Annotated in this window: 10 protein-coding genes; 2 read left to right on the top strand and 8 right to left on the bottom strand. The window is 47.3% G+C overall.

The window, feature by feature from the left end; all coding sequences use genetic code 11:
* Positions 1-15: 15 nt before the first annotated feature.
* Both CUJ83_RS13345 and CUJ83_RS13340 read right to left on the bottom strand, forming a co-directional pair.
* Positions 16-729: an HAD family hydrolase gene (locus CUJ83_RS13345; RefSeq protein WP_230742824.1), complete on the bottom strand. Its 714-nt coding sequence runs from the start codon at positions 727-729 to the stop codon at positions 16-18.
* A 114-nt stretch (positions 730-843) separates the two neighbouring features.
* Positions 844-3,879 carry a GAF domain-containing protein gene (locus CUJ83_RS13340; RefSeq protein WP_230742823.1) on the bottom strand — a complete coding sequence of 1,012 codons (3,036 nt, stop codon included), beginning with the start codon at positions 3,877-3,879 and terminating at the stop codon, positions 844-846.
* Between the two features lie 231 nt (positions 3,880-4,110).
* Here CUJ83_RS13340 and CUJ83_RS13335 point away from each other — a divergent pair, with 231 nt between their 5' ends.
* Together CUJ83_RS13335 and CUJ83_RS13330 are read left to right on the top strand one after the other, a co-directional pair.
* Complete coding sequence (locus CUJ83_RS13335; RefSeq protein ID WP_230742822.1) at positions 4,111-4,536, top strand: hypothetical protein; 426 nt, start codon at positions 4,111-4,113, stop codon at positions 4,534-4,536.
* 118 nt (positions 4,537-4,654) lie between these two features.
* Positions 4,655-5,140 (top strand): nucleoside deaminase, encoded by a 486-nt coding sequence (locus CUJ83_RS13330; protein ID WP_230742821.1) that lies wholly within the window; start codon positions 4,655-4,657, stop codon positions 5,138-5,140.
* A 70-nt stretch (positions 5,141-5,210) separates the two neighbouring features.
* Here CUJ83_RS13330 and CUJ83_RS13325 read toward each other — a convergent pair whose 3' ends face one another.
* The 6 genes from CUJ83_RS13325 to CUJ83_RS13300 form a co-directional block, all read right to left on the bottom strand.
* Complete coding sequence (locus CUJ83_RS13325) at positions 5,211-5,816, bottom strand: IMP cyclohydrolase (RefSeq protein WP_230742820.1); 606 nt, start codon at positions 5,814-5,816, stop codon at positions 5,211-5,213.
* A gap of 4 nt (positions 5,817-5,820) precedes the next feature.
* The gene (porB, locus tag CUJ83_RS13320; protein ID WP_230742819.1) at positions 5,821-6,744 is read right to left on the bottom strand and encodes a pyruvate synthase subunit PorB; all 924 of its coding nucleotides are present in this window, start codon (positions 6,742-6,744) and stop codon (positions 5,821-5,823) included.
* A complete protein-coding gene (locus CUJ83_RS13315) occupies positions 6,745-7,944 on the bottom strand; it encodes a transketolase C-terminal domain-containing protein (protein WP_230742818.1) in 1,200 nt (399 codons plus the stop codon).
* Positions 7,944-8,231 carry a 4Fe-4S binding protein gene (locus CUJ83_RS13310; RefSeq protein WP_230742817.1) on the bottom strand — a complete coding sequence of 96 codons (288 nt, stop codon included), beginning with the start codon at positions 8,229-8,231 and terminating at the stop codon, positions 7,944-7,946. The genes CUJ83_RS13315 and CUJ83_RS13310 overlap by 1 nt, the downstream gene beginning before the upstream one ends.
* A gap of 10 nt (positions 8,232-8,241) precedes the next feature.
* Positions 8,242-8,781: a pyruvate ferredoxin oxidoreductase subunit gamma gene (locus tag CUJ83_RS13305; RefSeq protein ID WP_230742816.1), complete on the bottom strand. Its 540-nt coding sequence runs from the start codon at positions 8,779-8,781 to the stop codon at positions 8,242-8,244.
* A gap of 453 nt (positions 8,782-9,234) precedes the next feature.
* A complete protein-coding gene (locus CUJ83_RS13300) occupies positions 9,235-11,391 on the bottom strand; it encodes an amylo-alpha-1,6-glucosidase (protein WP_230742815.1) in 2,157 nt (718 codons plus the stop codon).
* Positions 11,392-11,411: the final 20 nt, after the last annotated feature.

Raw genomic sequence — 11,411 nt, 5'->3', positions numbered from 1 at the left:
TTTAAAATTAAATCCTTAATTCTCACTGATGCGCTTCGGTTTTTCATAACGTCTTGCCAGGCATTTTTCCAGGTCGGCGAACGAAGGCATGATGTCATCAGCTTCCTTCAGGTAGCTTTCATCCAGAGAGGTCATTACGGCGATGACATAGTCCACGCCTGCCGCCTTTGCCGACTTTATACCAAGCGGAGCGTTCTCCACGACGACACAATGGCTCTTATCCACCCCCAGCTTTTCCATCGCCTTCTGGAACGGCTCGGGGTTAGGCTTTCCGTTCTTGACATCATCTCCGGTGACAATTACGTCAAAGCTGTGCTCCAGGCCTACCCGGGACATTATGCTCTTTAAGGAATCCTTTCTACTGCCGGTGACCAGCGCAAGCTTCACTCCTTTTTCACGCAGCATCTTAAGAGTATCCGACACCCCCGGAAAAGCTTCGGCATGCATTGATGCCCTCTCGTTGAAGAGCCTTCCTTTTTCTTCACGTATCGCGTCCAATTCCTCAGGGCTTAGTCCGGCGTTCTTTTCATCCGAGATCTCCTTTGCCATCTGTGTCGATGTCTCTCCTTCCCGCTTATAGACATCGATCTTTTCCACTTTCACGCCATACATGCCGAATGCCTCCTTCCAGGATTCATAGTGCAGCGGCATTGTTTTTGTGATTACTCCATCCATGTCAAAAAGTACGGCCTTATATCGGTCAAGATCAACTGTGCAACGCTCTGCCATCGAAAATATGTTACCCCTGGAAGTTATTAAAATTAAGCATTGCAAAGTATCATATGGACCGGATAGATCGCGCTTATGAACAACGTTCAAACATATCAATGACGATAATACAGGTTATCTGGCCTCCGATAGCTGGTATTTTTCCTCTATCGGCGTCACATATTTCGGCAGGGTGAAATAGAACGTGCTCCACTTTCCGAGCTCGCTTTCCGCCCATATCCTGCCCCCATGGCTCTCGATTATCCCTTTGGAGAGCGCGAGCCCGAGGCCCATTCCCTTATATTCATAAGATAATTTATATCCGGAATGATAGAATCCGGTAAATATCTTCTCAAGATCGCTTTTAGGTATCCCAATGCCCGTATCACGTATCGAGACAAGGATGTCGTTCTCCCTGTCCTCGGCCTTGATCGCGATCTCTCCCCCGGGAGGCGTATACTTTATCGCGTTGTTGATTATATTGAGCAATACCTGCTGGATCTTTTCCCTGTCCGCATTTATCAACGGGAGGTTCACGGGCACGTCAACCGAAAGTTTGATCTTTTTCTCTTCTACCAGGAATGAAATGCTTCTCACGACCTCGCGTATAAGTTCATCCAGCGCCATCGGGAGCATTGTTATGGAATACTTCTTTGACGTGATGCTTGAAAGATCCGACAGGCTGGTCACAACATCGCTTAGCTTGTCTACGTTATGCTTTATCTTATCCAGCTTATCACGCTGCTTCTCGTTTATAGGGCCGAGGAGACCATCATGCAGCAGCTCCGTAAACCCTTTTATCGTCGTCAAAGGTGTCCTGAGCTCATGGGATATCAATGTGAAGAATTCCATTTTCATTTTATCAAGGTCTTTCAGTTTTTCGTAAGAGCTCTCAAGCTGGTCATTTGCGCTTGACAGTTCTCTGAACAGCCTGGCGTTATCGATGGATACAGCTGCCTGGTCCGATAGCGCTATAGCACGCCTCACATCCTCATCCTCGAATATTACGGGCTTTTCATCTGTGTATAGCCACATTACGCCAAGCTTCTTCCCACGGGCTATGAGAGGCAGGATTATTGTTGATTTCATATCGAGAAGATCAACTATCGGCCGGGCGATCTTAGGGAAATCACGGGCGTTCTCGATCACCAGCGGCCTCATTTCGTCCATGGCGATCCGGGATGCGACAAGCTCGTCCATCCTGAACTTTAGCTTGCCATGTTTCATTTCAACCGCTTTTGTCGCCTTGACCGAGGTTATCTCCTGATGTTCCTCATCTATGAGGAATATGACACAGTAAGGAAGCTTTATCAGGTAAGGGACATTTTCAACTATGACATTCAGCGTATCCCCGATGTTGATGCTCTGTGTTATTTTTCTCTGAATGTCGAAAACGCGCCTTAGCTCATCGTTACGCTTACGGAGGTCGTCCACAAGCTTTGCGTTCTCTATAGCCTGTGCAGCCTGGTCGGCAAGGTTTTCGATGACGTCGATGGCGCCTGAAGAAAATTCCTGTTGTTTACCCCTTGTAAAAAGTAGTATGACCCCGGTGACATCCTTGTGGTATACCAGCGGCGTGCATAAGAACGAGCGAATATCGTATTTATCGAGGAAAACATGGGATAGCTCCGGATCCGCAGATGTGTCCTCTACTACCTTTGAGGATTTTGTTTCAATGACATCGGATATGATCCCCGAGGATAAAAGGGCATTTTCAAGCAGCTCGCCAACTTCTTCCGGGCCTGTCCCGTATACCGCTTTAATATTAAGTCGATTTCTTTTTTTATCCAGGAAATATACGGCACATGTCTCCGTTCCGGCCACTTCCGCGGCGTTTTTGGCAAAAAGCTCAAGCACCTCTTCAAGGTCCAGCGTGGAAGTCAGTATACCCGTCGTCTTGAATAACAATGAAAACTTCTTTGCCTGGGAACTGACATCTTTTACATACCGGGCATTGTTAATGGCTATCCCTATTGTGTTCGCGATACTTGTAAAGAACGTAAGGTCTTCTTCGGTAAAGTGACGGACACTTTTTTCGGCAAGGTTCATGATCCCAAGCAGCTGGCCCTGGAATATGATAGGCACATATATGACCGTTCTTATGCCGGCCTCCAGAAGTGATCTGCAAGCCTCCCCGGAATACTCTGATGTATCCACCACTACGGGAGAGCCGCCCCTTAAGGCCGGTTTATCGATACATTTTAACATATCGATCTCATCTATAGGCAACAGTATCGAAATATCCATATTCATGCAGGATGAGGGAGTGAACTTCCCTGTATCTTTATCCAGCAGATAGATGCATCCGCCCTGCATGCCGGTCACTTCGCATGACCGGTTCAATGAGCTTTCAAGGACAACATCAAGGTCAAGAGTGCTGTTGATCGTCGCGCTGATGTCGTTAAGCGCCGATAGCTCGTTGTTCCTTCGCTTTATTATTACCGCGGCATTCTCCAGCTCGGAGATATCGGTCACCAGCGCAATGATGACATCCCTGCCGTTTAACGACATCTTCTTTGAGGTTATCTCGACGAGCTTTACTTTACCTTTATTGATCTTCATATATACGCGGTCTCTGCCCGATCCCCCGCTTTCGATGAGCCTCTTGAACGTCTGTATTAATTTTTCCGTATCATCGGGGGGATAAAGGGATTCCATGCTTTTGCCTTTAAGGTCTCCCGAAGGATGGCCGCAGAGATCTTCGACCCGCTTATTTACATTGATGAAAGTGTAATTCTCACAGTCTATGATAAGCATCGCGTCGCTCGACTCGTTATAAAATGACTCACAGGCACGGCTAATGACATCGGGACATTCTTTCCGGCTTGCATTTAGATAACATACGTAAAATGTCTCGCGGCCATATTTTGCCGGCCATATGTCCATATAGTAATTAGAAATGCCGGTAGGTGTCATGACATTGCTTTCTACTGGATTTGCCATGTATCCCGATCTTAAATTTTCAACTATCTCCTTTAAACTTTTATTTTCAACATCGATGATCTCAGCAAATACAGGCTTTATTTTGCCCGATGTATCAAGAAGAGACTTACCGCTCAGGTTATGATAAACAAGCTCTTCGAGTTCATTGAATATAAAAACAGGTCCTGCGGAGTGTTCAAATATATCCTCAAACTGTTTATATAGCCTAATATATCCGCCATTACTCATAACTTAATAATAAATTATTTTAAAATATAATATATGTTGTTATATTAATTTTTTACTCTAAAAAGATATTGCTATACAATCTTTTTGTTAGTAACAGGCTATATAATAACAGTATAAGATTTGGTAATTAAGACTCGTTCAATAATGGTTTAGCTACAAATTAATGTTAAAAACAGCAATTATTGACAAAGTATTTGTAATTTGTATCTAATCGCACAACTGAGGGATTTTATGGATTGTGAGGAGCAATTCAGTCGCATCGAAGTGCAATACGAAAGGTTAAAAAAAATTTACATAGAGAATAACGAGCTATCGTTCTGTAACAGGCTCACAAACTCTTATGCCATACTGGAACTCATTGACCGTACCATCAAAGAACTCAAGTCAAAGGATATGAAGGTCTCGAACCCGGAGGCTTTAGACAAGTTCCTGGGCGTCGTGACAATGCTGAATGAAAAGCTGGAAAAATGCGGCTCTCAAGATCCGGAAGAAAGATGCTGTAAAAACATGGCTTGCGGCGGGCTGGACTGTGATAAGGCCTATGATGTTTGCACACCGCGAAAGACATATTCCGTGCTTGAAAAGTACAGGATTGAGATGTTCACGGCAGGGAATGATAAGTATTACTTAATAAATAAGATATCAGTTTTTAATTAAATAAGATGGGCTTATTATTCAACCGGCTCCTTCTGGGGCCAGTGATTTTTTCATTTATTGTTTGAAATAATTTTAAAATAATCCAAATAAATATTATTTTTAATTAAAGGTGTCATTCATGGATGACGAGTCCTTCATGCGGATCGCCATAGAAAAAGCTAAAGAAGGCATCATGGAAGGCCAGAACCCGTTCGGGGCATGTATCGTTAAAGACGGGAAGATAATAAGCTGCGAACATAACATGATAGTCAGGGATACGGACATCACATCCCATGCCGAGATCAATGCTATACGCGAGGCCTGTAAAAGACTGGGCACGACCGACCTTTCGGGTTGTACGATATACTGTACCTGCGAGCCGTGCACGATGTGCTTCACCGCATGCTATCTTGCCAGTATATCAAAGATCGTACACGGCGCCCGTATAAGGGATGGCATCGATTATGGTTTTGACGTAATAGAGATCTCGAACGAGGAAATGAAAAAGAGGAGCGCTATGTACGTGAATATCATCGGTGATTTTTTGAGGGATGAAAACCTGGAGCTTTTTAGATTATGGCATAAATTGTATGGCGATAAGGAACAGAGCCTGTTAAAACATTAAAAGAGCCATTAAAGTGATTTGTGAAAGCTATCCTTTAAGGATATTTTAAAAATAAAGAAGTAATGGACCTTCACTGAGGCCCATTATAAGTTCCGAGCTCGAATCCGCCGTCTTTCTGGTATGCTGCTGCAGAGCATACCGGCTTCTCAAAGGTAAGGTCGTACATCTTCCTGGCAAGGTCGTCTGCTGACGTGGCTTCCAGGGTCACCTTAGAAAACGTTGTCTTCTCGTAGGTAGCGACCATATAGCAATCGCCATCCTGTAGCGGCAATTCACTAACGCTGATGCCATCCTTGGTCACGATGCCCAAAAATCCAGAGTCTTTGGTAACTACTGCTGCGATACGTGGAGTGTTAAGAGCATCTTTTTCATAGTCCATGGCCAGCAATGTCAGTGCCAGTGCGTCCCTCGCGGGATAGCCCATCGCGATCTTTTCAACAATGGGATCCGTATGGGACCCGTTGGTGACTACCGCCGCGGTCGGCAGGATCTTAATGGTATTATATGATATGTACGGGCTTTTCTCCAGGTCTTTAACATCCCTTGGCATTATAGCGACCGTCATATCATTGGACCTGACCGCATAGCGGTTCGGAAATGAGCGGGAGGATACCCTGTATCCTGCCCAGAGCTTTCCGTTCGTTTTCCCGATTATAACGAACCTTCCTACATACATTGGTTTACTCCGCCTTTGCTTCTTTGGGTTTAGCCTTTTCCACCACGTCAAGGCCAAAGTGCTTTGCGTTAAGGTCGGCGATCTGCTGTATCTTTTCGATCTCCTTATCACCGTTAGGCATCTTGAACAGATGTGAAAACCTCTTCTGTTTTTCGAGGTACTCGCGGACCGGTTTCCTGCCCTTGATCTTCTTGACGCTGGTGACCTCGCCGTTCTCATACTCGTAAAGCGGGTACATTGCAGTCTCTACGGCAAGCCTTAAGATCTCTATGGATAAGGCGCTGTCAATACCCCATCCGGGCGTGCATGTGGCATGTACCTGTATATACTTCGGGCCCTCGATGGATAAAGCTTTTCTTACCTTCTTGGCAAAGTCGGCCGGGTATCCCATAGACGTTGTAGCCACATACGGTATGCCGTGAGCGGCCATTATTGCGGGAGCGTTCTTCTTCTGGCTCTGATTGCCGAAAGATACTTTACCGGCAGGCGTCGTGGTCGTGGACGCGTCATATGGCGTAGAGCCGCTGCGCTGTATGCCGGTATTCATGTATGCCTCATTGTCGTAGCAGATGTAGAGAATATCATGGCCCCTCTCCATCACGCCTGACAGGTTGCCGAAGCCGATGTCTATTGTAGCACCGTCACCGCCAATGGCTATTACCTTTGTATCATTCTTTCTTCCTGTCGCCTTAAGGGCCGCCTCTATGCCGGCTGCTACAGGTGCCGCGTTCTCGAAAAGCGAGTGTATCCAGGGCACCTTCCATGCGCTTTCAGGGTAAGGCGTCGATATGACCTCCATACACCCCGTGGCCTCGGTAATGATTACATTGGGGCCGGTCACATTGAGCAGCGTCTTAAGGAAAAGCGAGCAGCCGCAGCCTGCGCATGCCCTGTGGCCCGAAGCAAATAGGTCTTCTAGTGCCGCCATTTATATCCCCTCCGGGAGGATATCAACATCAAGTTTATACCATTCCATCTCCGATACCTTCTCGCCGCGCATCTTTGCGAATCCCTTGTTCGTGAGATTCTTGATGTCAGTTATAGTGATGTCACGGCCTCCGAGCCCTATTATGAACCCGAGTATGTCCGGAGATCCCTTTACGTTGTATAGTGCCGCTTTAAGGTCCGTGAAGACGGCGCCTTCCATGCCCATTGAGATGTTCTTATCGAGAACGCAGACGACTTTGGCACCCTTCAACGCTTCGCGAAGGGCCTCTACCGGGAACGGCCTGTAAGACCTTATCTTGACTATGCCGACCGGGATCCCTTCTGCCCTCATCTCATCGACTGCATCCTTCATGGTCCCTATTACTGAGCCCATTGATATCAGGACGACCTCGGCCCCTTCCATCTTGTAGGTATCGATTAGGCCTCCCTTATACCTGCCGAATTTCTTACCGAACTCTTCGGCAACCTCTTCTATGACATCTTTTGCACAGAGCTGTGCATAGTGTATCATGTACCTGGCCTCAGTATAATACTCCGGCTGGGCCAGTGCACCCATTGTTACCGGGTCTTTCGGGTCAAGCTTGTATAGCGGCTCATACGGAGGCAGGAACTCGTCCACCATATTCTGGTCGAGAATCTCTACCGGCTCATATGTGTGCGTAATAAGGAAACCATCCAGATTGACCATGACCGGCAGCAGGATCCTGCGATCTTCCCCGATCTTGAATGCCTGCACGATCATGTCGGCGGCTTCCTGGTTGTCCTCGGCCCAGAGCTGTATCCAGCCGTTATCCCTGGCTGAGATCGCGTCCTGGTGGTCGTTCCATATCGATAAGGGTGATGATACTGACCTGTTCGCCATAGCGAGCACGCCCGGGAGCCTCATGCCTGCCATACTGAAGAGCACCTCGTACATCAGGACAGCGCCCTGGGATGACGTTGCGCTGAATACCCTTGTACCGGCCGCTGCCGCACCCAGTATTACGGACGCTGCCGAAAATTCGCTCTCCGTACGAACGTATTCGCAGTTCATTAGCTCCCCGTCCGCGATCATCTGTGAGATGTCCTCGACGATGTGAGTCTGCGGGGTTATGGGATAAGCTGATACTACCGCCGGCCTGCATACCTTAGCTGCTTCGGCTATTGCATGTGAGCCCTCAATGACTGCCATCTTTGCCATTATTTCTCCTCCACTACCATTTCAATAGCGTCTACCGGGCACTCGTAGGCGCAAACGCCGCAGCCCTTACAATAATCATAATTTACACAGAACTTTTTCTTTTTGCCGTCGTGCGCGCATTCGAACGGTGCGCCTTCCATGCAAGAGTCTGCGCATCTCTTGCAGCCTATGCACTTCTCATGGTCAATAACCGGCCGGTATGTCCTCCAGCCGCCAGTGTGGTACTGTAGCGTGCTGCCGGGCTTTGCCACCAGGCCTATAGTAAGTCTTTGTTTATTGTCAGCCATGATCCTCACCCTAGCGAGCCATTAGCTCAAAGGCCCTCTTTACGGCCTCTACGTTCTTATCTCCGACCTTTCCGGGGAATCTGGCCTTGATCGCCTTGTTCACGGACTCCAGCCTGATCATTCCCGTCGCGCCGGCAAAAGCGCCGAGCAAGGCAGTGTTAACTATCGGGAGGCCTATGACCTCCAGAGCGAGAGAGGTCGCGTCTATCGTCTTGATCTTCGCCTTCGTGTTGATGCCTATCTCAGATGGTTTCTTATCAGAGTTAATTAAAATGAGCCCGTCGTCCTTAATGCCGCTCGCCACATCTACCGAGTGTATGAGGGACGGATCCTGCACGATAACATAGTCCGGCTGATAGATCTGGCTTCTTATCCGAATCTGTGAATCGGATATTCTTGCGAACGCAGTCACGGGAGCACCCCTCCTCTCAGTGCCGAAGTAAGGGAAGGCCTGGCTCCATTTACCGTCCTCGAATGCCGCGACAGCTATCAGCTCTGCCGCGGTGACGGAACCCTGACCGCCGCGTCCGTGTATTCGAATTTCCTTCAAGTTTTATCCTCCATATATCGCATTTCTTAATGATTTTACATGTAGAATAGCAGTAAACCCTAATAAGCCTTGTGAAACATTCGGCTAAAAAATCGACACTAACCAACCAGCATAGCATTAAAAGTCTGTATAAAATCATTTATATATAAAAGTTGTTTTAGACTAAATTCAAACCACATTATAGTAGTAATGCCAAAAATAACGAAAATTAATAAATATTTTGATTAAATGAGTCAATATATAGCACGCTACGTCAAATGACGATTATTTTTAGATAAAACTTAGTGCTGTGTCCCGATAAATCGCCGTTTTATATGATCATTGTCGGATTTGATGGTGTTAATGCCGTACGTTGATGTGATGCATAGGCTAACAAACGGCAAACGGTATCATCGTATAGATCATCGAACTTATGACATATACACTAATGGACACAGGACAAATGACCGGGTATCAATATACGACATAGACATCCATATCGCCCCGCTTTACGACATTAACGAGAGTGTTATCTTTAACCCGCTGAAATTCAAGGTCCGTCGAAGCCTTGCCGACCTTCAGGTCTTTTATCTGCACGTAGTTTAGCCAGGGAGGCAGATGAGGCTTTAAAAGCGTCAGGCTATTATTCATCGCATCCGCTTTGAGGCCCAGAGAAGCCGAAAGCATGTAAGGTATCGTGCCTGATGACCATGCCTGAGGGCTGCATGCTACAGGGTACTTAATAGGCATGTCATATTCCTCGCGGTAAAACCCGCCAAAAAGTTCCGGCAGCCTGTAGCGGGGGTAGAAGCCCGCCGCCTCGTACATGCTGCTGAACAGCGCCGTCGATTCCTCGCAAAACCCGTACTCGCATAGTCCCATTGATATCATTGAATTATCATGCGGCCAAACGGTGCCGACATGGTAGCCCAGCGGATTATAATTGATCTCGCCGGATGACAGCGTCCGTATACCCCATCCGGAAAACATATCGGGTTCGAATAGCCTGTCTGCTATGAATTTTGCCCTGTTCGTGTCCACTATCCCGCTCCAGAGAGCCTGCCCGGGGTTAGAGGATATAACATCGCAAAGCCCGCAGGAGTCGATGGCCTGGGCGTAAAACTTCTTATCCCCCATCCAAAACCGTTCATTGAAGATCGATTTGATCTTTCTTGCATCCTTCACAAGACCTGCCGCAATATCTTCACTGCCCGTGCTTTCATAAAGATCCGCCATAGACTGTTTTGCCCGGTAAACATAGCCCTGGACTTCTGCCAGCGCTATCGGGCTCTTCGCAAGCGTGCCGTCAGAATGTAATATTGCGTCGTTCGAATCCTTCCATCCCTGGTTATATAGCCCGAACTTTGACTTTACCGCATAAGATACGAGTCCGCTGCCATCCAGGTCGGTAAAATCATCGATCCATTTCAGTGCAAGCTCGACGTTATCCTTAAGGCTGTGGAATAGCTCTATGTCACCGGTCCAGTTAATGTATTCAGCAAGCAGTATGAGGAAAAGAGGCGTGGAGTCTATGCTGCCATAATAGGGCGTATGCGGTATCTCCCCAAGATTCGCCTTTTCGCCCAGCCTCAGCTCGTGGAGTATCTTGCCCGGGCTCTCGTCCTTCCATTCGCAGATATCTTTCCCCTGGTACGCAGCGAGGAGCCTTAACGTGCTTTTCGCCATGCCGGACTCAAATGGAAGTATCTGCAAAGCCGATATGATACTGTCCCTCCCGAAAAGCGCGTCATACCATGGCACACCCGCAGAGTGGAATCGATCTTCCTCAAGGCTCATATGAAGCATCCTGAGATCTGCCATGGATCGAAGAAAGACTTTGTTAAAAACGTTATTACTGGTGATTATATTGCTGCAGCACTCCATCGTGGCCAGGTAGGAAGACCTTATCTTTTTTAGCTCATCACCCACATCATGAATGTGCAATTCTCCGGGTCTTTCTCCGGGAGATATATCTTCTACTGAGATGCATACGAGTATCTTTTTTTCATCATGTGGCTTCAGGACAAGACAGAAAGTACATACGCCATTATCGACCTCTTCAGGCCCCGGACTGAACATGACCTTTGTGTTGCGCATATGCCCGTCCTGTCCATGGTATGAGATATGCAGCAGACCGTTTTCATATTTGATGGGATATAACTCTCCGCCTGATTTTTCAGATATGCCCCTCACGGTGAAAATATCGTCAAAGTCCGAGTCAAACTCCAGCGTCAGGGAAACGTGCACGTCGAACTCATTGAAATTAACGATGGATATCGTCTCCTGTACGCATCCCGGTATTATTGCGTCCCTGCGGATGCTTATCGTCTCCTTGCCGATCACGACTCCCTTCAGGTCAATAAAATTGGGATTGGTCATCATCGTTGTAGACATATACCCTTTCTCATCGCTGGACTGTATCTCCGTAGGCGTCTCGCCGTTGATCTTGAGAATATAACCGCTTAAAAACCTGCAATCCCTGTAATAAAGACCGTAGCCCTGGTTCTCCGTTATTGGTATGTCTCCATTCTGTGCCGTTACGTATGTCAGATTGTTTTCACGAATGACCAGCGCATCGATGATCCGGTTGGATTTAGTATGCCACTGGTGTATCCTGCTCCTGTCGACCATAACATTCCCCTACCCAATGG

Source organism: Methanooceanicella nereidis (assembly GCF_021023085.1).
GTDB classification, from domain to species: Archaea; Halobacteriota; Methanocellia; order Methanocellales; family Methanocellaceae; genus Methanooceanicella; species Methanooceanicella nereidis.
Note: the sequence above shows the minus strand (reverse complement) of the source record. Positions and strands in the feature narration are given on the sequence as shown.